General features: G+C 38.4%; 26 protein-coding genes and 1 pseudogene. 12 read left to right on the top strand and 15 right to left on the bottom strand.

The window, feature by feature from the left end; all coding sequences use genetic code 11:
- The first annotated feature begins 5 nt into the window (after nucleotides 1–5).
- The 9 genes from CDW55_RS07185 (at nucleotide 6) to CDW55_RS07145 (ending at nucleotide 7,751) form a co-directional block, all read left to right on the top strand.
- Nucleotides 6–617, top strand: a complete 612-nt coding sequence (locus CDW55_RS07185; protein WP_088469079.1) for an L-threonylcarbamoyladenylate synthase — start codon at nucleotides 6–8, stop codon at nucleotides 615–617.
- A 108-nt stretch (nucleotides 618–725) separates the two neighbouring features.
- Complete coding sequence (gene yaaA, locus CDW55_RS07180) at nucleotides 726–1,484, top strand: peroxide stress protein YaaA (protein ID WP_088469078.1); 759 nt, start codon at nucleotides 726–728, stop codon at nucleotides 1,482–1,484.
- A gap of 28 nt (nucleotides 1,485–1,512) precedes the next feature.
- Nucleotides 1,513–1,908 (top strand): acyl-CoA thioesterase, encoded by a 396-nt coding sequence (locus CDW55_RS07175; RefSeq protein WP_088469077.1) that lies wholly within the window; start codon nucleotides 1,513–1,515, stop codon nucleotides 1,906–1,908.
- Entirely contained in the window at nucleotides 1,905–2,465 is a 561-nt protein-coding gene (locus tag CDW55_RS07170) for a helix-turn-helix domain-containing protein (protein ID WP_088469076.1), read from the top strand. The genes CDW55_RS07175 and CDW55_RS07170 overlap by 4 nt, the downstream gene beginning before the upstream one ends.
- A 75-nt stretch (nucleotides 2,466–2,540) precedes the next feature.
- Nucleotides 2,541–5,186 carry a copper-transporting P-type ATPase gene (locus CDW55_RS07165; protein ID WP_088469075.1) on the top strand — a complete coding sequence of 882 codons (2,646 nt, stop codon included), beginning with the start codon at nucleotides 2,541–2,543 and terminating at the stop codon, nucleotides 5,184–5,186.
- A gap of 87 nt (nucleotides 5,187–5,273) precedes the next feature.
- A complete protein-coding gene (locus CDW55_RS07160) occupies nucleotides 5,274–5,807 on the top strand; it encodes a ferritin-like domain-containing protein (RefSeq protein ID WP_088469074.1) in 534 nt (177 codons plus the stop codon).
- A 71-nt stretch (nucleotides 5,808–5,878) separates the two neighbouring features.
- Nucleotides 5,879–6,418, top strand: coding sequence for a type 1 glutamine amidotransferase domain-containing protein (locus tag CDW55_RS07155; protein WP_088469073.1), 540 nt, complete (start codon nucleotides 5,879–5,881; stop codon nucleotides 6,416–6,418).
- Between the two features lie 15 nt (nucleotides 6,419–6,433).
- Nucleotides 6,434–7,036 (top strand): hypothetical protein, encoded by a 603-nt coding sequence (locus tag CDW55_RS07150; RefSeq protein ID WP_088469072.1) that lies wholly within the window; start codon nucleotides 6,434–6,436, stop codon nucleotides 7,034–7,036.
- A complete protein-coding gene (locus tag CDW55_RS07145; RefSeq protein WP_088469071.1) occupies nucleotides 7,026–7,751 on the top strand; it encodes a DUF72 domain-containing protein in 726 nt (241 codons plus the stop codon). The genes CDW55_RS07150 and CDW55_RS07145 overlap by 11 nt, the downstream gene beginning before the upstream one ends.
- 2 nt (nucleotides 7,752–7,753) lie before the next feature.
- Here the strand turns inward: CDW55_RS07145 and CDW55_RS07140 are convergent, their stop codons facing one another.
- The 8 genes and pseudogenes from CDW55_RS07140 to CDW55_RS07110 all read right to left on the bottom strand — a co-directional run bounded on the left by CDW55_RS07140 (nucleotide 7,754) and on the right by CDW55_RS07110 (nucleotide 15,615).
- A complete protein-coding gene (locus CDW55_RS07140) occupies nucleotides 7,754–8,731 on the bottom strand; it encodes a polyprenyl synthetase family protein (protein WP_088469070.1) in 978 nt (325 codons plus the stop codon).
- 121 nt (nucleotides 8,732–8,852) lie between these two features.
- Entirely contained in the window at nucleotides 8,853–9,728 is an 876-nt protein-coding gene (locus CDW55_RS07135; RefSeq protein ID WP_088469069.1) for a hypothetical protein, read from the bottom strand.
- 92 nt (nucleotides 9,729–9,820) lie between these two features.
- On the bottom strand, nucleotides 9,821–10,990 hold the full coding sequence (locus tag CDW55_RS07130) for a hypothetical protein (RefSeq protein WP_088469068.1): 1,170 nt from the start codon (nucleotides 10,988–10,990) through the stop codon (nucleotides 9,821–9,823).
- 11 nt (nucleotides 10,991–11,001) lie between these two features.
- Complete coding sequence (locus tag CDW55_RS07125) at nucleotides 11,002–11,979, bottom strand: T9SS type A sorting domain-containing protein (protein ID WP_410492776.1); 978 nt, start codon at nucleotides 11,977–11,979, stop codon at nucleotides 11,002–11,004.
- A gap of 120 nt (nucleotides 11,980–12,099) precedes the next feature.
- Nucleotides 12,100–12,294, bottom strand: a pseudogene (locus CDW55_RS12655) (hypothetical protein); the annotation flags it as partial.
- Nucleotides 12,295–12,305: 11 nt separating this feature from the next.
- Nucleotides 12,306–14,177, bottom strand: coding sequence for a TolB family protein (locus CDW55_RS07120; RefSeq protein ID WP_088469066.1), 1,872 nt, complete (start codon nucleotides 14,175–14,177; stop codon nucleotides 12,306–12,308).
- A gap of 13 nt (nucleotides 14,178–14,190) precedes the next feature.
- Nucleotides 14,191–15,144 carry a hypothetical protein gene (locus CDW55_RS07115; protein WP_088469065.1) on the bottom strand — a complete coding sequence of 318 codons (954 nt, stop codon included), beginning with the start codon at nucleotides 15,142–15,144 and terminating at the stop codon, nucleotides 14,191–14,193.
- Nucleotides 15,145–15,177: 33 nt separating this feature from the next.
- Entirely contained in the window at nucleotides 15,178–15,615 is a 438-nt protein-coding gene (locus tag CDW55_RS07110) for a hypothetical protein (protein WP_088469064.1), read from the bottom strand.
- A gap of 248 nt (nucleotides 15,616–15,863) precedes the next feature.
- Between CDW55_RS07110 and CDW55_RS07105 the strand changes: the two genes are divergently transcribed.
- Nucleotides 15,864–17,774: a sensor histidine kinase gene (locus CDW55_RS07105; RefSeq protein WP_179285920.1), complete on the top strand. Its 1,911-nt coding sequence runs from the start codon at nucleotides 15,864–15,866 to the stop codon at nucleotides 17,772–17,774.
- Between the two features lie 88 nt (nucleotides 17,775–17,862).
- Entirely contained in the window at nucleotides 17,863–18,492 is a 630-nt protein-coding gene (locus tag CDW55_RS07100) for a response regulator (protein ID WP_088469062.1), read from the top strand.
- A 12-nt stretch (nucleotides 18,493–18,504) separates the two neighbouring features.
- Here CDW55_RS07100 and rlmN read toward each other — a convergent pair whose 3' ends face one another.
- The 4 genes from rlmN to CDW55_RS07080 all read right to left on the bottom strand — a co-directional run bounded on the left by rlmN (nucleotide 18,505) and on the right by CDW55_RS07080 (nucleotide 21,978).
- A complete protein-coding gene (gene rlmN / locus CDW55_RS07095) occupies nucleotides 18,505–19,539 on the bottom strand; it encodes a 23S rRNA (adenine(2503)-C(2))-methyltransferase RlmN (RefSeq protein WP_088469061.1) in 1,035 nt (344 codons plus the stop codon).
- Nucleotides 19,540–19,695: 156 nt separating this feature from the next.
- Complete coding sequence (queA, locus tag CDW55_RS07090) at nucleotides 19,696–20,745, bottom strand: tRNA preQ1(34) S-adenosylmethionine ribosyltransferase-isomerase QueA (protein ID WP_088469060.1); 1,050 nt, start codon at nucleotides 20,743–20,745, stop codon at nucleotides 19,696–19,698.
- Nucleotides 20,746–20,845: 100 nt separating this feature from the next.
- A complete protein-coding gene (locus tag CDW55_RS07085; RefSeq protein ID WP_143332934.1) occupies nucleotides 20,846–21,493 on the bottom strand; it encodes a hypothetical protein in 648 nt (215 codons plus the stop codon).
- A complete protein-coding gene (locus CDW55_RS07080; protein WP_088469538.1) occupies nucleotides 21,490–21,978 on the bottom strand; it encodes a DNA-deoxyinosine glycosylase in 489 nt (162 codons plus the stop codon). The genes CDW55_RS07085 and CDW55_RS07080 overlap by 4 nt, the downstream gene beginning before the upstream one ends.
- Before the next feature lie 73 nt (nucleotides 21,979–22,051).
- On the opposite strand from CDW55_RS07080, the gene CDW55_RS07075 reads away from it, so the two are divergent.
- Nucleotides 22,052–22,600 (top strand): hypothetical protein, encoded by a 549-nt coding sequence (locus tag CDW55_RS07075; RefSeq protein ID WP_143332933.1) that lies wholly within the window; start codon nucleotides 22,052–22,054, stop codon nucleotides 22,598–22,600.
- A 62-nt stretch (nucleotides 22,601–22,662) separates the two neighbouring features.
- Here the strand turns inward: CDW55_RS07075 and CDW55_RS07070 are convergent, their stop codons facing one another.
- The 3 genes from CDW55_RS07070 to CDW55_RS07060 form a co-directional block, all read right to left on the bottom strand.
- Nucleotides 22,663–24,657 (bottom strand): S9 family peptidase, encoded by a 1,995-nt coding sequence (locus CDW55_RS07070; RefSeq protein ID WP_088469057.1) that lies wholly within the window; start codon nucleotides 24,655–24,657, stop codon nucleotides 22,663–22,665.
- Nucleotides 24,658–24,767: 110 nt separating this feature from the next.
- Nucleotides 24,768–25,112, bottom strand: coding sequence for a phage holin family protein (locus CDW55_RS07065; protein ID WP_088469056.1), 345 nt, complete (start codon nucleotides 25,110–25,112; stop codon nucleotides 24,768–24,770).
- 25 nt (nucleotides 25,113–25,137) lie between these two features.
- Nucleotides 25,138–25,605 carry a DUF2147 domain-containing protein gene (locus CDW55_RS07060; RefSeq protein WP_088469055.1) on the bottom strand — a complete coding sequence of 156 codons (468 nt, stop codon included), beginning with the start codon at nucleotides 25,603–25,605 and terminating at the stop codon, nucleotides 25,138–25,140.
- Between the last annotated feature and the right edge of the window lie 21 nt (nucleotides 25,606–25,626).

The raw sequence follows: 25,626 nt of genomic DNA, 5'->3' as shown, positions 1-25,626 counted from the left end.
TGTGTATGGCTAAAATATTAAAAATTTATCCCGATAATCCACAGGAAAACCTTATTGCTGAGGTGGTTAAATCTCTCAACAACGGCGGAATTATTATATATCCCTCTGATACGGTGTATGCGTTGGGTTGTAATATTTTCGACATCCGCGCGATGGAGAAGCTGGCACACATCAAAAAAGTAAAACTCGAGAAAGCCCAGTTCTCTATTATCTGTAACGATTTAAGTCATTTATCAAGCTTTACCCGTGCCATCGACACGCCGGTATTCCGCTTTTTAAAAAGCAAGATCCCGGGACCGTTCACATTCATCCTCGAAGCAAACAAAAGTCTGCCCCTGGCCTACAAAGGCAATAAGACAGTAGGTATCCGCGTTCCCGACCATCCAATCCCCCAGCTGATTGTGGAAAAACTTGGGCACCCTATCGCTTCCACATCCATCAAAGATGATGATGAAGTCATCGAATATTCTACCGACCCCGAGCTGATCGCAGAGAAATATGATCATTTGGTTGATATCGTTATCGATTCCGGATACGGTGACAATGTGGCTTCCACTATCGTAGATTTAACCAGCGGCGAACCCGACATTATCCGCCAGGGGAAAGGAATTGTGTAGCTTTTTGCACTAATTCCGTGCGTCAGTTTTTTTCAAAGACATTCCACTACTAACACAGCTAATTCCTTAAGAATATTATCAGCTTTAAAATTTTCAACCATCATCTCAATGAAAATTATTACCTCTCCTGCAAAACTCATGAACATAGAAAATTCAACAGATTTTCTGAAACCTACTACCCCAGCGTTCATTGAGGAAGCAGCATTTATTCACTCCCATTTAAAAGAAAAAACCCCTAAATATCTCTCGGAACTCATGGAGATTTCGGCAAAACTTGCAGATGAAAATTGGGAAAGAAACCAAAAATGGAAACCCCGACCCGCTTCCAGAGAGTCTGCTCCTGCCATGTTTGCCTTCACCGGCGAAGTGTACCGGGGATTAGATGCGAAAACACTGGATAAAAAAGCAGTCAACTATCTTCAGAAAAACTACCGAATTCTTTCCGGTCTGTATGGCTTGCTGAAACCATCAGACAAAGTAATGCTCTACCGTTTGGAAATGGGCAGGAATTTCGAGTTTGATGATTATAAAAACCTTTACAGTTTTTGGCGGGATAAACTTACAGAAAAACTCAACAGCGAACTGAAAAGCAACGATATCATCCTGAATTTAGCCAGCAGTGAGTATTTTAAAGCTCTCGATAGAAATAAACTGAATGCCCCGGTAATCGATTTCGATTTCTTTGAACTGAAAGACGGAAAACTCAAAACCATCGTGGTGTACACCAAACATGCCCGCGGACTGATGGTGCGCTACTGTGCACAGCAGCAGGCAAAAACCCTGAATGATGTAAAAAGCTTCAACCTGGAAGGCTACCGTATCGATGAAAAGCTTTCGACCAAAACAAAACTTGTTTTTACCCGTTAATTACTGCCAACCATTAAATTTAAAAAAGATGAACTACCATACCAGAAAATGGATCAAACCTGAAGATTTAAATCCTAACCATACCCTTTTCGGAGGCAGACTTCTGCAGTGGATTGATGAGGAAGCCGCGCTTTACGCCATTGTTCAGCTGGAAACTCCAAGATGTGTTACCAAATATATCTCTGAAATCAACTTCATCAGTTCCGCAAAACAGGGCGATATTATTGAAATCGGGATTGAAGCCACCAATTTCGGCCAGACCTCCATCACCCTCACCTGCGAAGTTCGCAATATGATGACCAGGCAAACCATCATTACTATTGATAAAATTATTTTTGTAGGCGTAGATGAAGAAGGAAAACCAACCAAACACGGAAAAACCAAAATCGAATTTGTGTCTGACCGGCTGAAAAATGTAGAATGAAACTCTATATCAAAAATATGGTCTGTAACCGCTGTATCGCTGCGGTAGAAAAAGTGTTGACAGATTTCCGCCTGAAATTCTCCACGGTTGAACTGGGCGAAGTTGAAATAAAAAATAATTTGGAAGCCGAAGACCTGCAGAAACTTGATCAGCGTCTTAAGGAATCAGGTTTTGAGATTCTTGAAGATGCTGCACACCAGCTTATTGCCAAAGTAAAAAAAGAGCTGATCCTGCTGATTGATGGACTGGATATTCCGGAAGACTTCATCCTTTCCAAATTTATTTCGGAAAAACTGCACCGCGATTACAGCGCCGTATCAAAACTGTTTTCCCAGACCGAAAGTGTGACGATCGAACAGTATTTCATCCTTCAGAAGATTGAAAAAGTAAAAGAGCTCTTGTTTTATGATGAATTCTCTCTAACCGAAATATCCGGAAAACTTGGGTACAAAAGTGTTCAGCACCTGTCTTCACAATTCCGGAACACTACAGGTTTTACCCCTTCGGAATTCAAAAAACTGAAAGTAAAAAACCGCATTCCCCTCGATAAAATCTGAAAAGTATAAGATTCTTCCATATATTTATAACAGTGTTTGGTTTCATTTTAAGAAATTTGAACAATAAATAAGCATATGGAAAATCATCACAACCATCCTTCAGAAAGAATTTCGCCAAGTTCCGTGTATTACTGCCCAATGGAATGCGAAGGCGAAAAAGTATATTTCGCATCCGGAAAACGCTGTCCGGTCTGTAACATGTTCCTTGTTCCCATTGAGGAACGAGATGACTATAAGAATAAGCCGGAGACCTTCTCCAAAACAAATTTACCCGAAAATTTTAAAGATAAAATCGGTGACTGGTTCTGCCCCATGTTCTGCGAAGGTGATAAAACCTACGGTTCCGATACCGGCTGCCCCATTTGTCACATGCATCTGGAAGAAATTACACAGGATTTAATTAAAAATGCTGCCCAACACACCCAGCACCACGGCGCTAGACATTCCCATTCGCATCATCCTGAGCCACCTTCTGGCAATGCGGAAAATCATGCCGGAAAATATTACTGCCCGATGTACTGCGAAGGCGACAAAGTTTACGATTCCAACGTAGGCTGCCCGGTTTGCGGAATGGATCTCGTAAAATATCCTGAGAAAACAAAAGCAGCCAAATATACCTGTCCTATGCACCCCGAAATCGTCCGAAACGAGCCTGGCGACTGCCCGATTTGCGGTATGGATCTGGTCCTTATTCCTTCGAAATCCAATGATGACGAAGATGAGACCTTTAATATTCTGAAAAAGAAATTCATTATCGCGTTAATATTCACGCTTCCGGTATTTGTCCTTTCTATGGGCGGGATGCTGTTTACTTTTCCGTTCTCCCATCAGGTACAGGGCATTTTAGAGTTTGTTTTAACGCTTCCCGTCTTATTTTATGCAGGCTGGTTCCTGATGAAACGGGGTTGGGTCTCCTTTAGGACCTGGAATCTCAATATGTTCTCACTGATTGCATTGGGGGTAGCAGCTGCATTTATTTTCAGTATTGCAGGTTTATTCTTTCCGGATATTTTCCCGCATGAAATGGTGCACAACGGCAAAGTCCCACTCTATTTTGAAGCCGTGTGTGTCATCCTTACCCTGGTAATTTTGGGTCAGTTAATGGAAGCCGGCGCACATAAAAGAACCGGAAATGCTATCAAAGAACTGATGAATCTTTCCCCGGACGAAGCAAATCTAATCACCGGCGGAACCGAAAAAAGAGTTCCGCTTTCCCAGGTTAAAATCGGCGACCTGCTGCGCGTAAAACCAGGTGAAAAAATTCCGGTAGACGGAAAAATAACCGAAGGAATTTCCAATATCGACGAAAGTATGATAACCGGAGAACCCATTCCGGTTGAAAAGAAAACCAATGATTATGTAACGTCCGGAACCATCAACGGCAACGGTGTTTTTATCATGAAAGCTGAAAAGATCGGTGATGAAACCTTGCTTTCCCAAATCATCCGAATGGTAAATGAAGCCAGCCGAAGCAAAGCCCCAATCCAGAAACTTGCGGATAAAGTTTCAAAGATTTTCGTTCCGGCAGTTATTGTGGCAGCGGTGCTCACTTTCATACTATGGTATATTTTCGGTGGAGAAAACCGTCTGATTTTGGCCTTTATAAATGCGGTTGCTGTGCTGATCATTGCCTGTCCGTGTGCTTTGGGACTGGCGACACCAATGAGTCTCATGGTCGGAATCGGTAAAGGCGCCAAAAATGGTATTCTTATTAAAAATGCTGAAGCTCTGGAACAGATGCAGAAAGTCAATATTCTGATTACAGATAAAACTGGAACTTTAACCGAAGGAAAACCAAGTCTGAATGAAATCTACGTGACAGAAAACGCCGATAAAAATGAAGTCTTGAAATTGGCGGCAGCACTGAACCAGAATTCAGAGCATCCTCTATCCGGTGCAGTTCTCCATGAATTCAAGAAAGAAAATTCTGTATTTGATAAAGTTGAAAACTTCGAGAATATCTCCGGAAAAGGAATTAAAGGAATCATCAATGGCCAAACTGTTCTCCTGGGAAATGAAGCATTACTTAACCACTTCAACATCAACATTCCTGAAGAACTTAAAAACAAAGTCATCCGCAAGCAGGATGAAGCGAAAACCATCTCTTACTTATCTTCCGGGGACAAAATTCTCGGATTCCTGAGCTTTTCAGATCAAATTAAACAGACTTCGAAACAGGCCATTGAATATCTTCAGAAAAACAATGTAGAAGTAATTATGATGACCGGCGACAACGAACACACTGCAAAAGCGGTTGCCGAATCAGTAGGAATTACAAAATATTTTGCAAGCCAGCTTCCGCAGGATAAACTGGCAGAAATTAAGCGACTTCAGGACGCCGGAAATGTAGTGGCAATGACGGGCGACGGAATAAACGATGCGCCTGCACTGGCCCAGTCTAACGTAGGAATTGCCATGGGAACCGGCACCGATGTTGCCATCGAAAGTTCAGAAATTACGTTGCTTAAAGGCGATATTTTGGGCGTGGCAAAAGCAAAGATTTTAAGCGAACATTTACTGAAAAATATTAAACAGAATCTTTTTTTCGCATTTATTTATAATGTGTTTGGCATTCCGCTTGCAGCAGGAGTACTGTACCCGATCTTCGGAATCCTGCTGAGTCCAATGATTGCAGCGGCAGCGATGAGTTTCAGTTCTGTATCTGTAATTCTGAATTCATTGAGATTAAACAGGGTAAACTTAAATATTCCAAAAAGCTAATTTTTTTCAGAGCCATCAAGTTTTGTAAGGTCCGTATTAAAGATTCAGCTGGAATTTAACCGAAACCAAACATTAAAATATATAATTATGGCAAAGAAAACAACAACAGGCGGCAAAGTCGCTCCTAAAGCTGATGCAGCTGACAAACTGAAAGATTTTATGGTAGATGGGATGAAAGATCTTTACTGGGCAGAAAAAGCACTGGTTAAAAATCTGCCTAAAATGGCGAAAAATGCCACTTCCAAAAAGCTTAAAGACGCGGTAAACGGACATTTAGCAGAAACAAAAACCCAGGTGAAAAGACTGGAAGACGCCTTCAAAGCACTGAAACTGAAACCCCAAGCTGTAAAATGCGATGCCATGGATGGTCTCATTAAAGAAGCTGAAGGAATCCTTGAAGAAACAGAACCGGGCGCAGTGCGGGATGCAGCAATTATCGCCGCAGCACAAAAGGTTGAGCATTACGAAATTGCATCTTATGGTACCATCGCAACTTATGCTAAATTATTGGGTCAGAAAGAAGTACTTTCACTGATGCTTGAAACGCTAAATGAAGAAAAAACAACTGATAAAGATTTAACCAAACTGGCAAAATCTGAAATCAATCTTAAAGCAAAATAATTGCACACAGTTAATAATTATTCATGCAACATTTTTTTGTTGCCTTTTTTCAACCACTGACTAAAAAAAATATGTCGAGTTTAAAAGATAAGAAAATAGCAGTTTTGGCTGCAGACGGTTACGAACAATCGGAACTTGAAAGTCCGGTAGATGCACTCAAAAGCGAAGGTGCAACAGTAGAAATTATTTCCCTGAAATCGGGTGAAATTAAAGCCATGAAAGGCCATGAATGGAGCAATTCCGTAGCTGTAGATAAAACAGTTTCAGAAGCCAAAGAATCCGATTATGATGCATTGCTGCTTCCCGGTGGAGTTTTAAATCCCGATGCGGTGCGCGATGACAAGGATGCGATAAAGTTTGTAAAAGACTTTTTCAGCAAGAATAAGCCTGTTGCTGCCATCTGTCACGGGCCTCAGACGCTCATCAATGCGGAAGTGGTAAATGGGGTGAAGATGACTTCATTTAAAGCCGTTTCCAAAGATTTGCAGAACGCAGGGGCAAACTGGGTAGATGAAGAAGTGGTAACCGACGGAAATCTTACCACCAGCCGAAAGCCCGAAGATTTACCCGCTTTCAACAAAAGAATTGTTGAAGAATTCGGAAAAGCATAATATTAAATCCTTAAAGTGCACGAAAAAATTCCGCCACAGAAAACCGGTGCAAAAAGCGACACCATTTCAGAAATCGAACTGGATTCAGTTGCGCTAGCAAAAGACCATTTCGACAAGGTGAAAAGGCGTTTCCTGGATGTAAATTGCTGGGAACTTTTTGCAGGAACTGAAAAGGCGGAATTTTCACTTCGTGACGGTAAAGGTGAATTATCGCTGGATCATCCGAAAGTCGGAGATTATTTCCGGATAAAAGTGCCGGGACTTCATAATCCTACCGGCGATGGATACGACTGGGTTCAGGTTGAAAAATTTGAAAAAGAACAAGACGAAAATTCAGAATGTCTTTACATCAGAGTGCGGCCAACTTCTGATCCAACCAAACCTGAAGATACCATTGCGCACTTTTTTGATTCAAAAGCAACTTCCAATTTCCTCATTAAGAGAGAGGGAAAGAAAATAATTGCTGAAGTTCACGGAAGAAACGAAATTCCAAACACTGAAAACCTGAATGTGATTGAAAAAATCCGGAACAGCCTCGTAGCCGTTGGCGGAATGATTGCAGGCAGCAAATTTCAGTGGAAATCGCTTACAGAGGGCCTCATTAAGCATGAAGAATAAAATCTACATTGGCTGCTCAGGATTCTCAAACCGCGACTGGAAAGGCTTTTTCTTTCCGGAAGATTTACCCTCGAAAGAACAGCTGAACTTTTATGCAACGCAATTCAATACGGTTGAAATCAATTCTACTTTTTACCGCAGGCCACGTGCACAGACTTTACAGAACTGGTATGAGAGAACAGGTGAAGATTTTAAATTTTTCATTAAAATCCCTAAAACCATTACGCATATCAAACGGCTAAAGGACACTGCAGCAGAAACCGGTGATTTCTGTAATCATATATATAGCGGAATCAAAGAAAAGCTGGCGGGATTTCTTTTCCAGATGCCTCCTACATTTCATTTCAGTAATGAAGATTTAGAAAAAGTGATCGAAACTGTAGCTCCTGAATTCCTGAACGTGGTTGAATTTCGACACAAATCCTGGTGGAATGAAGAAGTTTTAAAAACTTTAAAAGAAAAGAATATTGTTTTCTCCGGAGTGAGTTTTCCGAAAGACATTCCGGACGAATTTATCACCAACAGCAATAAATTTGCGTATTACAGGCTGCATGGTGTCCCCGTTCTTTTCAAATCAGAATATTCTGAAGAAGAGCTGATAAATTTAGCTGATGAAATTAAGAAAGCTAAGGAAACAGTCTTCGTATTTTTCAACAATACTTGGGGAACTGCGGCTTTAAAGAATGCGCTTTTTCTGAAAAAACTTTTGGAATAGCATTAAAATTTTCGTTCAATCACATAATCCAGCATCAGGTTCAGTGAATGTTTGGCTTCCGAATCCGGGAAATCATTCAGAATATTTTTCGCACGCTGCTGGTAATCTTTCATGACTGAAATAGCATAATCGAGTCCGCCTGAACTTTTCACAAAAGCAATCAGTTCTTTCACGCGCTTTGTGTCATTATTATACCGTTTAATCGTGTTGAAATAATGTTTTCTGTCGGTTTCATTGGCTTTTTTTAAAGTATAAATCAAAGGCAAAGTCATTTTCTGCTCTTTAATATCAATCCCGACAGGTTTGCCGATAATGTTTGACGTGAGGTAATCGAAAAGATCGTCTTTAATCTGAAACGCCATACCGGTAAGTGTCCCGAATTCCATCATCTTTTTGGCCATCGTTTCATCCACATTGTTGGATACTACTCCGATTTCGCAACACGCAGCAATTAACGTAGCTGTTTTCTGACGGATGATTTCGTAGTACACTTCTTCCGTAATGTCGAGTTTGCGCGCTTTTTCGAGCTGCAGAAGTTCACCTTCAGCCATTTCACGGATGGTTCGGGAAATCACCGCAAGCAAATCAAAATCTTTATGGTCGGTAGAAAGCAGCACTGCTTTAGAAAGCAGATAATCGCCTACCAAAACCGCAATTTTATTCTTCCACAAGGCATTGATGGAGAAGAAATTCCTGCGCTTGAAACTTTCGTCCACCACATCATCATGCACCAAAGTTGCAGTGTGAATAAGTTCAATCATCGAGGCGCCGCGGAAGGTTTTTTCATTCACCTCGCCCACCAGTTTTGCACACAGAAAAACAAACATTGGCCGCATTTGCTTGCCTTTGGTGGTTACAATAAACCGCGTAACTTTATCTAAAAGCGGCACATTGCTCTGCATGGATTCATAAAACTTCTGTTCGAAAAGTTTCATTTCACCGGAAATGGGTTTCTTGATTTCTTCTATGGTATTCGCCACGTACTATGAATAAAGATGTTGAAAGTTAAAGAATGACAAATATAATTAAATTTACGGCACGTTTCGCAGATTATTAAAGATAAAAAAGATCGATCGATTTTCTGTTTCAGATGAAAAAAACTTACTTTACTTTATCGGCAGGAACAAAATAAAATGTCTGTTTTGCAGTACCCAAAGCCGTGCGGAATTCTTCTCCGGAAATATAAATTCCACTTTCATCTACCGCAATTCCTTCAATCTGGCCGATGACCAATGAAGAACCGAGATAATATTTTCTGGGCTGTTGTTTGAAAAAAACGCCGGGTTCCGTTTCATCAAAGACTGACAGAAAAACTTCGGTATTTTTTGTGTATCCAACTAAATAAAGTTTTTTGTCAAAATAAGAAGCATCGGTAACAACAAAATCAGTTTTAAAAGATTCAATTTTTTCGGCAGGCTGCTGCACAAAAACATTTGGATTTACGGTGTAATGTGTTACCGATTTTGAAATCCATTCTTTGGTAAAAAGGTGAATTTTTCCGTTCAGGAAAATCATCGCTTCTGCGTCGAAATCGTTGTTGATGTTTTTTGGTTCAAAATCTTTCTGTTCAGGATAGAAAAATGGTATCTCCTGTATAGAATCAATTTTCACAGAATCTTTAAAAGGGATTTTATAAATCTTCAAGTCTTTCCTAGTTCCTGCATTGTTCCCGAAGTCACCGACATAGGTATTTGTGGAATCGCTTGTAATGGCTTCCCAATCCTTGTTTTTTAAATCTGTTTTAATGACATCAAGAATTTTTCCCGAAGATTTGTCGATTTCAAAAATTTCGGAGGAATTTCCGCCGTCGTTAATCGTATATAATTTCTCTCTGAAAAAAGTAAGTCCGGAAGTTTCTTTCAAAGAATCTGAAAGCGTGGCGACTTTGTATTTTTTAATTTTCAACCACTTCAGGTCTTGCTGAGCGGAAAGGTTCAGAGCAAATAAGAAAGAAAAAAGAAAAAGGATTTTTTTCATTTTTTATCCTGATAAATTTTTCACGAAATTTAAAACAAAAAAACCACCAAGCAAAAGTTGATGGTTGATTAGTTCAATATTGTTAACCACTATTATTTAAGTTTTTTGAAAAATGGCACATCTCTGAAAAACAAAATCGAATTATCACTTTTTGGATCTACATCTTTTAGTCCTGTTAGAGCTGAAGTCCAAACTTCGCCATCATCATACGTCAAAATTAATGTGAAATCTTTGATTTGATAAGTTCCTTTGCCTTCATCACGATGAATAAACCCAGAACCTGATTTTTTCATCCCAACAAAACCCTTTTTATTTTCGAATCTTCCGTCTGCAAAAAATTGGATCGTTCCATCGCTGTAGTTAGGATTTTTGAACCAATTGGGATCAGCAAAACTTCCTCCGGAACTCCATTCTCCTGCTAATTTCAGTCCATTTATTGCGACAGATTTAAAATAAAAAGTTACTTTATCGTTTGGTGGATAACTCATTTTACTTGCAGATTCAATTCCCAATTTTCGGACATAACCTGGAAAGGTTATGTGGATTTCCTTTCCAAAATTTTCAGCTTTTCCCCAATGTCTGTCCCTTACAGGATCTGTTGCTTTACTAAATCCGAGAATCCCTTCTTCCGGAAGATAATCCAAACAATCTCCGTTGGAATATTTTAAAATAAATGCAGGAACATATCTTTGTCTTGACATATTGTATTTGTAACTCATCCAAACTTCATGTTTTGGTGTTTCCATATTTTGTTGAGCATTTGATGAAGTTGGCTTTACTTTCGAATTTTCCGTTTTCATAAAAGTCACCGAGTCCAAAAAAGTTTCCATTTCTTTTTGAAAATTTTCAGTGTTGGTGAGGATTAGAATATTCATCATTTTGGAGTTTTTAGAACTGGTCATTAAAATGGCAGCACCTTGTAAACCGTCTTTATTGAACGGAGCAGAACCAATTTGCGTTTCCCAACCGTTATCGTTTACAGAAGGTTGCATTGTAGCGTCGGAAGTTTTCAACGTTTCCTGAACCAAAGATTCCCAAGAAATATCGAAGTTTTTTTTAGCGTCATTTCCGGCTTCAATGGATTTGTATAAAGTCATCACACAAAAGTTTCCGTTTGTATCGTCTTTACTGAAGGTTAACGTTTCAGCAGTTGAAGATTTCGCCCAATTTTTCGGCGGTTGAAAGGTGACAATATCAAATTTTTCCTGCGAGCAAAACAGATTTGAAATTATTGAAAGCACAAGTATAATTAAAGTTTTCATAGGATGGTGTTTTATTTTTTAATTCCTTTTATGGTTGTTATTTTCCCTGAACTATTAATTTTAAACAAGTACATTCCTGCATTTAAACCCGCTGTATTCACGGCGTTTTTCTTTTCATTCAATAATTTTTTGGAAACAAGTCTTCCGTTCATATCCAAAATTTCCAGTTCGGCTTTTTCGGAATTTTCAAAACTGATATTTACTTCGTTGGTGAAAGGATTTGGATAAATTTTGAACATTTGTTTTACATCAATTTCAGTTGTACCCAAAGATTGCATCGTAATTTTTCTGATATTGTGGTTATAATTATCAGTGATATAAAAGTTTCCGCTAGAATCTTGTGCAATTCCTTTTGGATACTTAAAAGTCGCCACATTTATACCGCCATTTGTATTTCCTTGCGCTCCAGTTCCTGCAAAAGTGGTTACTTCGCCCGCTGAATTTATTTTCCTGATGACACTATTATTGGTATCAACAACATATAAATTCCCAGCATTATCGGCAACAATTCCGCTTGGATAATTGAAGCTTGAAGCCGTTCCAGTTCCATTTACAAATCCAGCTGTTCCACTTCCTGCAATAGTTGTCACATCTCCGGTTGGAGTAATTTTCCTGATTCTTTGACCGAAATTTTCTACGACGTAAACATTGTCGTTTCCATCAATTGTAATTCCGCTAGGTTGGTAAAATTGTGCTGAAGTACCGTTTCCATCAGTAGATCCAGAGGTTCCGTTTCCGGCAAAAGTAATTGCACTTCCATCTGGAAGCACTTTTCGGACTTTGTGGTTTGCTCTTTCAGTAACGAATAAATTTCCATTGCTGTCAATTGCAATTCCAGTTGGACTTCCAAACTTCGCAACGGTAGCAATTCCGTCAATATTTCCAGTTCCTCCTGCTCCTGAAAAAGTAGAAACTAATCCTGTTGGCGAAATTTTTCTAATTTTATGATTAAATAAATCGGCAACATATAAATTTCCTGCAGCATCCACTGCAATTGCAATGGGGCCATTAAAAGCGGCAGCGGTTCCTTGTCCTTCCCACGAACCGGAAACGCCAACTGTTCCTGCGATTGTAGAAACTGTTCCAGTAGGTGTAATTTTTCGGATAGTGGAATTGGTGGTGTCGGCAACAAAAATATTTCCTACCGCATCAATACAAATTCCTTGAGGAAAATTAAAACTTGCAGCGCTTCCGTTTCCATCAGCATTTCCAACTATTCCACTTCCTGCAAAAGTGCTTACGTTTTGTGCATTTAAATTAAATTGAATGATTAATGCAATAAATAGTGATAAAATTGTTTTCATGATATTGTTTTTTAAGGGTTAATATTGGTGTAAATGGTGAAAATTCCGGAGGAAGAAAATCGAGAATCTAAAGGTTTATTTGCGGGAACAGCCACGAAATTTCCTTTTCTTGAAATTACAGGATTTCCTGTACCAATTCCAGAAGTGTTTGTTATGGTAAAAATTTTCTTGTTTTCAGTATTTTGAACGATGACATTTCCTTTGGAAACGCCCAAGTTGGAAGCATTGGTGTTGTAAGAAATCCATTTTCCATCAAAGGAAATCCCCACTTTTCCGCCTTGTAAAATTGGACTATCTCCGTTGGATTCAGCATTATTTTCAAGTGTTGAAATTCTTTTTAAACTCGAATTCTGAACATCATAAAGGAAAATATCCTGAAAAGTATTGGTGTCATTTTCTACTAAAGTGGAGGAAGTTGTCGCAAGAACCACTTTTTCTCCATCCCCTGAAATCGATGGATATACAATCCGACTCGTACTTTCGTTGCCTTGGTTTCTTTCCATTCCTGAATTGGGAACCGAAATTCTTTTGACATTTCCGTTTTTCCAAAGAAAAATATCCCACAATTTGTTGTTGTCATTTTCCACCAAACGATGATTGTTAGAATAAAATGCAATGGATTTCCCATTTTCAGAAATGGACGGCGCAGAACCTCCCGAAGCTTTTCCGTTTTCAAAATCTTTGGTGATAAAATCTGTAGAACCCGATGAAATTTGATGTACAAAAACATTCGGTGTGTTGAAACCACTTCCCAAATCCGTAATATCACTTGCATAAGATGTGAAAGCAACCGTTTTTCCATCGCCGGAAATTACGGGTTCAAAACTTTCGCCATTGGAAGGAATATTTTGACTGGATTTACTAATTAAACTTACCGTTCCCAAAGATTTTTGCCACAAAAAAATGTCTCGAGTCCGATTGTTGTCATTTTCCGAAAAATTGGTAGCATAAGATTCAAAAACTACAGAATTTCCATCTGCAGAAATTGATGGTGCAAAACTGTCCTTATTGCCTTGTTCACCATTATTGGCTTTACTAATAAGTTTGGTTTCGCCTGTTTTCCGGTCCCTCCAATAAATTTGTCGGAATTTCCCATCGCTGCCGTCAATTCCGTTTCCAAACATCATCAACGCAACAAATCTTCCTTCATCTTCGCCTTTTCCGCCGATACTTGGCGAACTGCTTTCCACAAAAGTATTGGTGATGGTGTTTTCAGAATTTCTAGTAACCAAATCGATTTTCTTTTTCGGAACTGTGGGATTGGCTTCGTTGTTATTCGTTGTTGGATTAGCAGGATTGGAAGGCGTTACGGAAGTTTTTGAACAGTTTGCAAGAACAGTAACAGCATTTGAAGAAACCGTTCCTTCATTCAAACTTAATTTACAGTTTCTTGAGCCTTTTGTTTGTGTGATATTGTATTGTGAACCTTGAGTAAACCCGCCCAAATTTGAAGTGGTTGAGTGATTAACACTGGTTTCACGCCCCAAATTGTCTTTAAATGTGAACCATTCACCAACTTCAATTCCTGTAGTTTTTAGGGAAAGAATTGTACTTGGTGTTGGAGCTTCTTTGGTGCAATTCGCAACAACAATCATTGGAGTTGCTGTAACCGTTCCTTCGTTATAAATGAGTTTACAATTTCTGGTTCCATTTTTTTGAGAAATTTCATATCGAGAACCTTGCGAAAACCCTCCTAAATTAAAGGTTCCGGAATGGTTTGTACTTGTTTCCCGACCGAGATTGTCCTTAAAACTGAACCATTCTCCTGCTTCAATTCCAACAACTTTTAAAGAGAATAAGGTGTTTGCATTTTGCGAAAAAAGAGAATTCGTACCCGCTAAATTTGCTATTACAAAAAGTGAAAAAAAGACGGCATTTTTCATGATTTTAAATTTTTTAAAGTCCTAATTTTCCTTTCATTTTACCGAGAACATTGTTCTTTTTTTCTTTCAGTTTGTCTACTGTAGATTTTTCTCCTGTGGAAGAATTTTCATCTGAATTTTGAGTAGAATTTGAATTAGAATTTTCATTTTTAGAAGAATTTAAACTCACTTTTTGGTCGGAAATGATGTCGCCTTTCAGCCATTCTTTTGCGAAAGCAGTGGCAACGGAATTGGCTTCTTTTCCGGCTCTGTAAATAGCTTTCCATTTCAAGGATTTGTTTTCGTATTCCGGTTTTGCGAATTTTTTATATTTCCCGGAAGTGGTCAATTGTGCGTTGAAATCAACCGTTGAAACTAGATTCAAATATTCGTTCAAGCGGTTTTTAACCATCGTTTCAGGATTTTCAGGATACATTTTCTCCCAATTCGTTTTGTTTGGAGTTGGATCTTTCATGTTTTGGATTTCCTTTTTCTGTAAATCCATGGATTTTTTGGCTTCCGCTTTTTGTTCTGCGGTCATGTAAGCTGCAGCTTGTTTCATCGCTTTTTCGGCTTCAACAATGGCTTGTTCCATTTGTTGGATTTCGCTTGCGGACATTCGGTACGGTTCGCTTGTTGGTTTTGCGCGTTCCCGCAATTTTCGATATTCATCGATAAATTCCTGACTGTTCACATAATTTTTCACGTATTGACAGAGTTCTTGTGTTGCTGTTTTTTTATCAATGGAAGTTAAATTCGACATTTTCGGAAGTTTGAAAGATTTTAACTGAAACCTTACGCTTCCGTCGTCTTTGTAGGAATCTTCGTCAATTGGTTGGTTTTGGAAATCTCCCACCAAATTTTTCAAAATATGTTCTTGAGCAAATTTTTGGGATAATCCGAGTTGTGAAATCACGTCATTGATGACGGTGTAAGACATCAGCGTGAATGCAACTGCACCGATTATAATTGTTTTATAGGTTTTCATTTTTTTAGATTTTTGAGTTAAAATAAAATCTATTTATCGTGTATTTCCGTTCATTCCCATATAAACATTGTCCAACGTAGCAGGTTCCAAAACGATGGTTGCAATTTCGTCGCCCAATTGAACGGACATCACTTTTATCGCCGTCATTTGGATTTTTTGTGAAACGACTTTTCGCTCGGCTTGGATTTGAACAACAGCAATTTCTCCATTTTGCAAAGCAAATTTTGAATTTACAATAGATTGAAAAGCATTCACCGCTGGAGAATTGGGAATTGTAATGGTTACAGAATTTCCGTTGCTCACTGAATAAGAATTCACAATAATTTGTTTTTCAAAACCTCTTTCAAAAGAAGTTCCTTTCACGGGATAACCGTCTTTGTCGGTAAATTTTCCAAATTGGATCGTACGTTGTGCAAATAAATTTGCAGAAACCGTTACTAAAAGCAGCATTAAAATTTTTAAAGTTTTCATGATATTATATTTTTAAATGATTTGATTTTTAGAAAATGTTTTCATGGTTATTATTTTCAACAAGTCAAAATTCCGACGAAAACAAACGGGAAACAATCCAACAGAAAGGGTAAATTTTTCATCAAAAAAATACACCGAACAAGTGATAAAATCCAGCAAGAAAAATCGGATATTTGTGTAAACGAAAACCGACCATGAAGTTCAAATACCTTTTAATATCATTCATTTTTTTATTGAATTCAACGATTTTGAATGCTCAAAAGAGTCAAACAATAGAGCATTTACAGAAAATTGCAAATTCAACAAAAAATGACAGTGCGAAAGCCGCCGCATTAAATCAACTGGGTTTTGAAGGAGATGATTACGGACTTGATGGAAAAAAATTTACAGAAGAAGGATTAAAACTAAGCACAAAACTCAATATTAAATCAGAAAAAGCAATTGCACTTCTCAATCAATCCCAAATATTTAGTAAAAAGGGAAAGTACGATTCTGCTTTAATTGCCATTCAAAAAGCGCAAGAATTATATCCAAAAAAAGACTCAATAAAACATGCTTCATTCTACTCTAAATATTATTTTTCTTTAGGAATGTTGGAGCTTCCGCAAGGAACAGAAAAAGACGGCGCTTTGAAAAACGTTCTAAATGCACTTCGTTTTGCAAAGAAAACAAACGACAATTACCTTACAACTGTTTGTTATGGTGCAGTTGGAACCGCCTATAATCAATTAAGGGCTTTTGATAAAGCAATTGAAAGTAACAAAGAATTTTTGGATTATGCATTAAAATCTAAAGGTAATTTATCTCTCGCAAAAGCCTATAACAACATTTCTGCTTCCTATCTTAATGCCGGAAATAAAGAATTGTATGACCAATATTCGAAAGAATTTGAAAAGCTGGTTCCGCAACTCAAAAACCCTTATTACAATTGGCTTTTGGTTCATAATAACGCATTGAGCTTTGCTGAAAAAGGGATGATTGACAAAGCAGTTTTTGAAGCTAAAAAAGCTATTGAACTTGCAAAAAAAGCACAAGTGCCACCTGCAAAATTGATGGATTCTTATTATTTAACGGCATATTGTTTATCTCTATTGAAAAAAAATGAGGAGAGCAATCAATATTTGAATGAAGTTTCCAAAATAGCGGAGGAAATACAATCTCCAGAATACAAAATGTATGCAGTAAGCGGATTTGCCGAAAATTATGCTGCTTTGGGTGATTATAAAAAAACTGCAGAATACTTATCCGCACAAATATCATTATCAGACAGCATTTCATCGGAAAAAACAAAAATTAATTCCAATTATCTGCACATCAAAAACAAGATCGACCAGAAAGATAGCCAACTCCAACTTCAAGAAGAAAAAATCAACCGGAAAAATTTATTGAACTGGCTTTTGATTGGAGGTTTGGCTGCACTTTTAGCCATTGCGGTTTTAGGATATAGAAACTACAATCATCGCAAAAAAATCCAGGAACAAAAAATAACCAAACTCGAAACCGAAAAACAACTTTTAGCCACACAATCACTTTTGAAAGGACAAGAAGAAGAACGAACCCGCATTTCAAAAGATTTGCACGACGGTTTGGGCGGATTGTTGAGTGGCGTTAAACTACAATTAGGAGCCATGAAAGGAAATCTCATTTTAACCGAAGAAAACGGAAATGCATTCAACCGTGCTTTAAATAAATTGGACGAATCCATTTCCGAAATGCGCCGCGTTGCGCACAACATGATGCCGGAAACTTTGCTGAAATTCGGGCTTCAACAAGCGTTAACCGATTACAGCAACGGACTTTCGCAAGGACAATATTTCACGATCGATTGCGAATTTTTCGGAGTAGAAAACCGTTTAGAAAATTCCGTTGAAATTGTGGTGTATAGAATCGTTCAGGAACTGATTAACAATGCTGTGAAACATTCGGAAGCGACAAAAATTTTGGTTCAAGTCATGCGACATGACAAGGAACATTTGAATATTACAGTTGAAGACAACGGAAAAGGTTTTAATTTAGACGAAATGAAAACCAAAAATTCCGCTGGCTTGCAAAACATCCAATCCAGAGTAAATTACTTGAACGGAAAAATGGACATCCAATCCGTTATAGGAAAGGGAACTTCCGTATACATCGAATGTGATTTGAATCAAAATGGGTAAATTAATGAATAGTGGCGGGCTTTAGCCCGCTTAAGAAATCAGATTTCGTTCGGCTTTAGCCAAAATTTTAAACGCATTTTCAAAAAACATGAATTTGGATAAAATAAAAATCATAGTGGTAGACGATCATCCGATGGTCATTGAAGGCATGAAAGCGATGCTCAAACAAATCCGTTACGTGGAATTGTGCGCAACCGCTTCCAACGCTTACGAAGCCATGGAAAAAGTGAAAGAAAACCAACCCGATTTGGTGATTACGGACATCAATATGCCGGAAATTAGCGGCGTGGAACTGACTTCAAAACTGAAAAAAGAATTTCCAAATCTCAAAATTATCGGTATGAGCACCTTCAACGAAAGAAGTTACATTGCACAGATGATTCAAAATGGAGCCGATGGTTTTTTGGTAAAATCTGCATCGAAAGAAGAAATTGAAACGGCGATTTCATCCGTTTTAGACGGGAAAATGCACTTGAGTTCCGATGCAGGAATGAGTACTTCCGAACAAAAAGAATTGAAAAACCAACCCACTTTAACTAGCCGCGAAAAGGAAATTCTCACTTTAATTTCCGAAGGCTTCACCAATCCTCAAATTGCCGAAAAACTGTTCATCAGTTTATACACCGTAGAAACGCACCGAAAAAATTTGTTATCGAAATTTAATACGAACAATACGGCTTCGCTGATAAAAATTGCAGCGACAAATGGTTTACTATGAAAAAAAAATTGATTATTCGCCAGTTTTATTCGCCAATTGTCCGCAAGCTGCATCAATATCTCCGCCTCTACTTCTTCGAACCATAACGGTAATTCCGGCTTTTGTGAGTTCACGAACATATTTTTCTTCCGCTGCAATGCTTCTATGGTCGAATTTTCCTTCACCAATTGGATTATATTGAATGAGGTTTACTTTGCTTGGAACTTGTCTGCAATACTTGATTAATGCTCTGATGTCTTCATCTTTGTCATTAATTCCGCCCCATACACAGTATTCGAAAGTGACGACATTTCCTGTTTTTTCATACCAATATTTTAGGGAATCCATGATTTCGGTTAGTGGAAATTTCTCTGAAAAAGGCATGATTTCGTTTCGTTTTTCTTCGATTGCGGTGTGAAGAGAAAGCGCCAATTTCACCTTCAAATCTTCATCCGCCAACATTTTAATCATCTTCGGAATTCCCGATGTGGAAACGGTAATTCTTCGAGGTGACATTCCCAAACCTTCCGGTTTTGTTATTTTTCGGATGGCTTCAACCACGTTTTTGTAGTTCATCATTGGTTCTCCCATTCCCATGAACACAATATTTGAAAGAGGTCGATCGAAATATAGTTTGCTTTGTCGGTCAATTAAGGCAACCTGGTCCACAATCTCTGCAACTTCCAGATTTCTCATTCTTTTAAGCTTGGCTGTAGCGCAAAATTCACAGTTTAACGAGCATCCAACTTGGGAAGAAACGCAAGCCGTGGTTCTGGTTTCTGTAGGAATCAACACAGATTCCACCAAAAGGCCGTCATGAAGTTTCACTCCATTTTTTATGGTTCCGTCTTTTGATTTCTGCAGCAAATCCACAGAAACAGGATTGATGGTAAATTCAGCTGAAAGTTTATCGCGTAAATCTTTTGAAAGATTCGTCATTTCATCAATAGAATGGAGGTTTTTACTCCATAACCAATCATAAACCTGTTTCGCACGGAAAGGTTTTTCCCCGATTTCTTTGAAATAATCGGTTAACTGGTCTAAACTTAATGTTCTAATATCTTTCATAAAATTAAACCACAAAAGTCACAAAAGAAGAAAGTGAAATTTATGCTGCTTAAAAGCTAACAAAGTTGAAAATCAAAGATTTTCAAACTTTTGCAACTTCTTACTTTAAAAAATAAAAACACAAAGATCTTTTGTGACTTTTGTGGTTTATAAAACTTACAGAATCAGCATTGCGTCTCCGTAAGAGTAAAATTTATATTCGTTTTTAATGGCTTCTTCATAAGCATGCATCAGGAAATCTTTCCCGGCAAATGCCGCAACCATCATCATGAGTGTAGATTTTGGAGTATGAAAATTGGTAATCATGGAGTTAGCCACTCCGAAATCATGTGGCGGGAAAATAAACTTATTTGTCCACCCATGGTAAGGGCCAATTTTTTTATTTGATGAAACCGAAGTTTCCAAAGCGCGCATGGTAGTGGTTCCCACTGCGCAAACTCTTCTCTGCTCTGCAACAGCTTTGTTGATGATGTCTGCATTCAGCTGATCGATAATGGCTTCTTCCGACTCCATTTTATGCTTGCTTAAATCTTCAACTTCGATGGGATTGAAAGTTCCGAGACCTACATGAAGCGTAACTTCAGCAAAGTCGATTCCTTTGATTTCTAATCTCTTCATTAGGTGTCTGGAAAAGTGTAAACCTGCAGTTGGCGCTGCTACAGCTCCTTCGTGTTTTGCATAAATGGTTTGGTAACGCTCTGCATCTTCAGGTTCTACGGCTCTCTTGATGTATTTAGGAAGTGGCGTTTCGCCCAGTTCTTTCAGTTTAGCACGGAATTCTTCATAAGAACCATCATATAAAAATCTTAATGTTCTCCCTCTTGAAGTGGTGTTATCAATCACTTCGGCAACCAACGATTCGTCCTCCGTAAAGAATAACTTGTTTCCGATTCTTATTTTTCTCGCCGGATCAACCAAAACGTCCCACACACGGGTTTCTTTATCGAGTTCTCTTAAAAGGAAAACTTCAATTTTAGCTCCGGTTTTTTCTTTGTTTCCGTAGAGTCTGGCAGGAAAAACTTTGGTATTATTAAAGATAAAAAGATCGTGCTCGTCGAAATAATCTACTACGTCTTTGAATAATTTATGTTCAATGGTTTCCGTTTTACGGTTGAGCACCATGAGTTTAGCGTCGTCTCGGTGTTCTGCTGGATGTTCTGCCAAAAGTTCTTCCGGCAGATGGAAGTTGAAATCAGATGTCTTCATTTTTTAAATTACGGTTTAAAAATTAGCCCGAAAACCAAATAATTTTCGGACTGCAAATATACGGCTTTGAAAAGGCAAAGTCAAGCGATTAACGATTTATCTAGTAGTTCAGCGTTTTAGGAAGCGTTATTTTAAGTTTTACATCGTTATGATCTTCAAGCACAAATTCACAACTCACTTTTTTTTCGGTGATATCGTCCCTTACTACCATATAATTTCCCGGTAAATCTGCATCACTCGGCAACATATAATTAACGCTTCTGCTTAAAGCAAACATTGGAAACATATTTTTACTGGCCGGTTGCAGGGTAAGAATATGTTTAGCAATAGGTTTTTTTGCTTTTTTTGAACTGAAAATCTGCATTGAAACCTGCTTTGGATAAGATTCTGATATTTCACCAAAAGTAATATACTGCTTTTGATTAATTAAATGTTTCGTGTTGAGTTTGTAGGAATAATCGTATTCAAAAGCGAAAAAAACGTTTCCGTTTGACTTACTTTCTTTTACCGTAAAATGATGTGCCAGATCAGTTTTGGAATCAAAGAGTGTGGCACTAAGATAGTCCGGAACCCTTGTAACCTTTAGGAAATAATTAAAATCATCGGAATTAAAATAATTAACCGATTCTTTAATACCTTTTTTCTTCGCGTTATTAAGTACGTATTTGGTGACGGTATCAAATGAATAAGTCTGTGCAGAGCTCAACACAAACGCAAAAATAAAGGCCAAGAGATAAAATTTTCTCATAAAAATGATTTTAAGATTTCCCATTCCGCCAGTTTTTTATCGAATGAAACCGTATGAAGAGGACTTGTTGAAGGTAGAACAAATATTGGGATTTCTGATTCTTTACCTAAAATTTTCTTTAAGTTCTTGAATGATTTCTGGCCGTTGCAGAACACTGCTTTTATATTAGGGTGGTCTCGAAGAATTTTTAAAATATCATTGTGCTCCTCATTGCGGATTTTTGTATCCAGACTTCCCTCGCGTTCGCAGGAATCGATTACATCCCAAAGTGCGATGTTATTCTTCCTGATAATTTCAGTTCTCTTTTGGTAATCTGCCGTGAAATCTTCTTCCAAAAGTTTAAAAATAATCTTCCAGAACTGGTTTTGCGGATGTGCGTAATATTGCTGCATTTCCAGCGATTTAACACCCGGAACTGAACCTAAAATCAGGATTTTAGAACCTTCTGAAATGATTGGCGGGAAAGATGAAATTCGTTTCTGCATTTTATGACTCAGCATTTACACCTTGAATTTGGAACGATAAATGCAGACTTTAAAAATACTTAAAAAATCAGTTATGAAAAAATTATCGTTAATTATGGGAATGCTTGTGCTGTTTTTTACAACAAGCTGCAGAGATATCGTGAATTCGGTTTTGGATGTGTTGCCGCCTTTTGATGTACCATTTACCACAACATTAGCGGTTCCGTTTGCCAACGTAAGTACCACAACTTACACCAGAACTCCGGAAATACCGATGAATATTGATTTGGATGCGAAAATTAAGCAGAACAACCCCAACTACTCCATCAACAATTTGAAATCGGTTAAGATGAGCACTTTAGACATTGAATATGTGAGTTCGCAGTTCGATACCAAGCTCGATGTGATTAAAAATGCAAGAATTTATATTAAAGCCCCAAACCAGCCTGAAAAGCTGATCGCAACAGTGGCGAATAATACAAATCAAAACAACATCACCTTTTCGGTTCCCGATGAAGAACTTATTAATTATTTCAGGACAAACCAGAATTCATTAATTTTTGAAATCCAGGCCAATGCGGTAAGCGCTGACCAGATTACGATGAAAATGAATTCTGGTTTTAAGGTAAAAGTTCAGTTATAACGTTGTTAATGTCAACAAAAAAAGGCCTCTGATCAAATCAGAAGCCTTTTTTAATTTAGTGATTAAAGTGTTTCTTTCAGCCATTCGAAAAATTCTCTCTGCCAAACCAACCCGTTGTGCGGATTCAGAACCCAATGGTTTTCGTTCGGGAAATAAAGGAATTTCGATTTCAGACCGTGGAGTTTAGCTGCCTGAAAAGCCTGCTGACCTTGCTCATATCCTACCCGGAAATCGAGTCCACCCTGGATGATCATGATGGGCTTGTTCCATTTGTCAACAAAATTAGAAGGATTAAATTCTGTATAGGCTTTCGGCATCGGCGTATCTGTTGGTTTGCCCAGATCCCAGTTGGCAAAGAAGAGTTCTTCAGTAGTTCCGTACCAGGATTTCATATCGAAAAGTCCGTCGTGTGCGATAAAGGTTTTGAAACGGTTGTCGTGAATTCCGGCCAGCATGAAAACGCTGTATCCACCATAACTCGCACCTACAGCACCCATTCTGTCGTTATCCACGTAGGGCAAAGTTTTGGCATAATCTGTCGCTGCCAGATAATCTTTCATTACCTGTCCGCCCCAGTCTTTAGAAATTTCTTCGTTCCATTTTGTTCCCCAACCCGGCATTCCGCGACGGTTTGGCGCTACTACGATATAGCCGTTGGCCGCCATCAGAGCAGGACTCCATCTCGTGCTGAAAAACTGTGTAAGCGCAGATTGTGGACCGCCCTGACAGTATAAAAGTGTAGGATATTTTTTATTGGGATCGAAATCCGGTGGATACACAAACCATACGCCCATTTCCTTCCCGTCGGTAGTTTTCACCATTTTAAGTTCCGTTTTAGAAGGCGTGATTTTAGCGTAATTCTGCTTATTGACTTCAGTGACCTGATTCATCGTACCTTTTTTCAAGTCCACGGAAAACAGATCCGCGTTATGATTCATATCGGTCCTGCTCACCAAAAGTGAATTTTTATTCTGTGCATAAATTGACGTAACATCAAAATCACCTTTTGTGATCTGCTGAATCTTAGCGGTTTTTGGGCTTAAGGAAAACAATTGTTTTGTTCCTCTGAATGCCGTGGTAAAATACAGCGTTTTGGAATCCTGAGTCCAGAAAACATCGCCCACCACGCTTTCATCCCAATCTTTGGTCAGATTGCGCACTTTGTGAGATTTCCAGTCCATGATTTTGATGTCGTTTTTATCAGCTTCGTAGCCGTCTCTTTCCATCGACATCCATAGTAAAGTTTTTCCGTCCGGCGAGAATTTCGGAGCAACATCATATCCTTTGTTGTTTTCAGTAAGATTCTTTGTGGTACCGGAATTAAGATGGTATGCAAAAATATCGGTATTGGTAGACTGCGCATATTCTGCCCCGCTCAAAGGTTTGGTAACATACAGAAGCTGTGTGGAATCCGGGCTCCATACAAAATCTTCTGCTCCACCGAAAGGCCGCTGTGGCGAATCCCACATTTTACCTTCCAGTAAATCTTTGGCATTTTCAACTTTTTCGGAAACATTCACCACAAAAACATGATTGTATTTTCCTTCATTAAAATAATCCCAGTGGCGGTGATTAAGGTCGGTGTAGATATGTGCTGTCGTTTTCGGCACGTCGGTATATTTATCTTTTCCTAAAACTTTTTCAACCAACACCTGTTTACTGAAGGCAATTTTCTTCCCGTCAGGTGAAATTACGATATTGTCAACTTCTCCGATGGTATAAAATTCTGCCCAGGTTTTTCCGGCATCTTTTGAAAGATAAATAATATCTTTTTCCTGTGCATAAAGTCCGTTTTTATCCCATTGTATCAAGGCTTTTTTTCCCAAATCCAGGCTGGTAGCTTCAGCGTTTTTAATGTTGAGGAAATAAGTTTTCTTGTTGTTTTTTTCAGTTTTAAGGTCTGTTTTTCCTACGGTGTAAATGAGGGAAGACTGATCGGGTGATACTGCAGATACGCCGATTTTATTTAAAGTCCAGAGGAGTTCGGGCGTCATCACATTTTGTGCATTCATAAGAAATGGCGCAGCTACTGCGATTAAGGTATGTTTTAGCTTCATAAAAAATTAATTTCAATCCTTACAGCTGCGGACTGCAACTGTAGCTACAAATATAGAAAAAATCACCAGCAAGGAGTTGGTGATTTTTCTTTGAATTATTTAAATCTTATTTAGTCAGAAGATGTGAAAATCCCATTCACCAAAGAAGTGATAAGTGACAGCGCGATACTGAAGATGAATGCCCACCAGAATCCATCGATGGTCATGCCGTCAATAAAATAATCAGCAATGAGGATGACCAAAGCGTTAATTACTAAAGAAAAAAGTCCTAAAGTAAGAATGGTAAGCGGTAATCCCAGTATTTTTAACACTGGTGAAACGATCAGGTTTAAAATTCCCAGAACGATAGCGAAAACAATGGCCGTGGAAAAACCGTCGAAATGAACCCCCGATAAAATCTTGGTAAGAAAAAAAGCGACAACCGCCGTTACAAGAAGTCTGATAATTAAATTCATAGTTTATAGTTTATAGTTTAAAAATTTATAATTTGCTTAGCATTGCGTGATTTGTCCGTTTAAAGGTAAGCGATTTTCCAATCCATTTGAATTTCCAGTAACCTCTTACTTTCAGCAACCCCTGCTCTGTTATATGCGCAGCCGAATCCCAAAACCTGCCGGAACTCGCATCGTAAATTTTTCCATGTTCCCACTCATTCTTTTTCGGATTATAGACCAGTCCTTCCAGCACCTCCATACCCAGAATTTTGCGATTTCTGAGTTTAGGATCGGGATTTTCAAAATCGGTGCGGGTATGCATTGGTTTGCCACTTCCTAAATTTTCATCAAACCAAATCACTTTGGCTCTATACTGGCCACTCTGTTTATAGACTTCCACTGCCACGCTTTGGTCGGTTGCCAGCCATTTTCCAAGCACCGCATCCGATTTGGATTGGGCACCGAGATTAAAAAAACAAAAATAAAGGATTAAAGTGAGATTTTTTATAAGCATGTTAATCCTGATACAAGTATT

This window comes from Chryseobacterium sp. VAUSW3 (assembly GCF_002205795.1).
Classification (GTDB): domain Bacteria; phylum Bacteroidota; class Bacteroidia; order Flavobacteriales; family Weeksellaceae; genus Kaistella; species Kaistella yananensis.
This window is presented reverse-complemented; position numbering and strand designations above follow the sequence as displayed.

Coding starts and splice junctions, on each gene's coding strand:
- CDW55_RS07165 (WP_088469075.1), top strand. CDS start 2,541: ATGGAAAATCATCACAACCATCCTTCAGAAAGAATTTCGCCAAGTTCC.
- CDW55_RS07060 (WP_088469055.1), bottom strand. CDS start 25,605: ATGCTTATAAAAAATCTCACTTTAATCCTTTATTTTTGTTTTTTTAAT.
- yaaA (WP_088469078.1), top strand. CDS start 726: ATGAAAATTATTACCTCTCCTGCAAAACTCATGAACATAGAAAATTCA.
- rlmN (WP_088469061.1), bottom strand. CDS start 19,539: ATGAAAGATATTAGAACATTAAGTTTAGACCAGTTAACCGATTATTTC.
- CDW55_RS07175 (WP_088469077.1), top strand. CDS start 1,513: ATGAACTACCATACCAGAAAATGGATCAAACCTGAAGATTTAAATCCT.
- CDW55_RS07160 (WP_088469074.1), top strand. CDS start 5,274: ATGGCAAAGAAAACAACAACAGGCGGCAAAGTCGCTCCTAAAGCTGAT.
- CDW55_RS07155 (WP_088469073.1), top strand. CDS start 5,879: ATGTCGAGTTTAAAAGATAAGAAAATAGCAGTTTTGGCTGCAGACGGT.
- CDW55_RS07130 (WP_088469068.1), bottom strand. CDS start 10,990: ATGAAAACTTTAATTATACTTGTGCTTTCAATAATTTCAAATCTGTTT.
- CDW55_RS07115 (WP_088469065.1), bottom strand. CDS start 15,144: ATGAAAACCTATAAAACAATTATAATCGGTGCAGTTGCATTCACGCTG.
- CDW55_RS07065 (WP_088469056.1), bottom strand. CDS start 25,112: ATGAATTTAATTATCAGACTTCTTGTAACGGCGGTTGTCGCTTTTTTT.
- CDW55_RS07075 (WP_143332933.1), top strand. CDS start 22,052: ATGAAAAAATTATCGTTAATTATGGGAATGCTTGTGCTGTTTTTTACA.
- CDW55_RS07085 (WP_143332934.1), bottom strand. CDS start 21,493: ATGAGAAAATTTTATCTCTTGGCCTTTATTTTTGCGTTTGTGTTGAGC.
- CDW55_RS07070 (WP_088469057.1), bottom strand. CDS start 24,657: ATGAAGCTAAAACATACCTTAATCGCAGTAGCTGCGCCATTTCTTATG.
- CDW55_RS07080 (WP_088469538.1), bottom strand. CDS start 21,978: ATGCAGAAACGAATTTCATCTTTCCCGCCAATCATTTCAGAAGGTTCT.
- CDW55_RS07110 (WP_088469064.1), bottom strand. CDS start 15,615: ATGAAAACTTTAAAAATTTTAATGCTGCTTTTAGTAACGGTTTCTGCA.
- CDW55_RS07145 (WP_088469071.1), top strand. CDS start 7,026: ATGAAGAATAAAATCTACATTGGCTGCTCAGGATTCTCAAACCGCGAC.
- CDW55_RS07170 (WP_088469076.1), top strand. CDS start 1,905: ATGAAACTCTATATCAAAAATATGGTCTGTAACCGCTGTATCGCTGCG.
- queA (WP_088469060.1), bottom strand. CDS start 20,745: ATGAAGACATCTGATTTCAACTTCCATCTGCCGGAAGAACTTTTGGCA.
- CDW55_RS07120 (WP_088469066.1), bottom strand. CDS start 14,177: ATGAAAAATGCCGTCTTTTTTTCACTTTTTGTAATAGCAAATTTAGCG.
- CDW55_RS07135 (WP_088469069.1), bottom strand. CDS start 9,728: ATGAAAAAAATCCTTTTTCTTTTTTCTTTCTTATTTGCTCTGAACCTT.
- CDW55_RS07100 (WP_088469062.1), top strand. CDS start 17,863: ATGAATTTGGATAAAATAAAAATCATAGTGGTAGACGATCATCCGATG.
- CDW55_RS07185 (WP_088469079.1), top strand. CDS start 6: ATGGCTAAAATATTAAAAATTTATCCCGATAATCCACAGGAAAACCTT.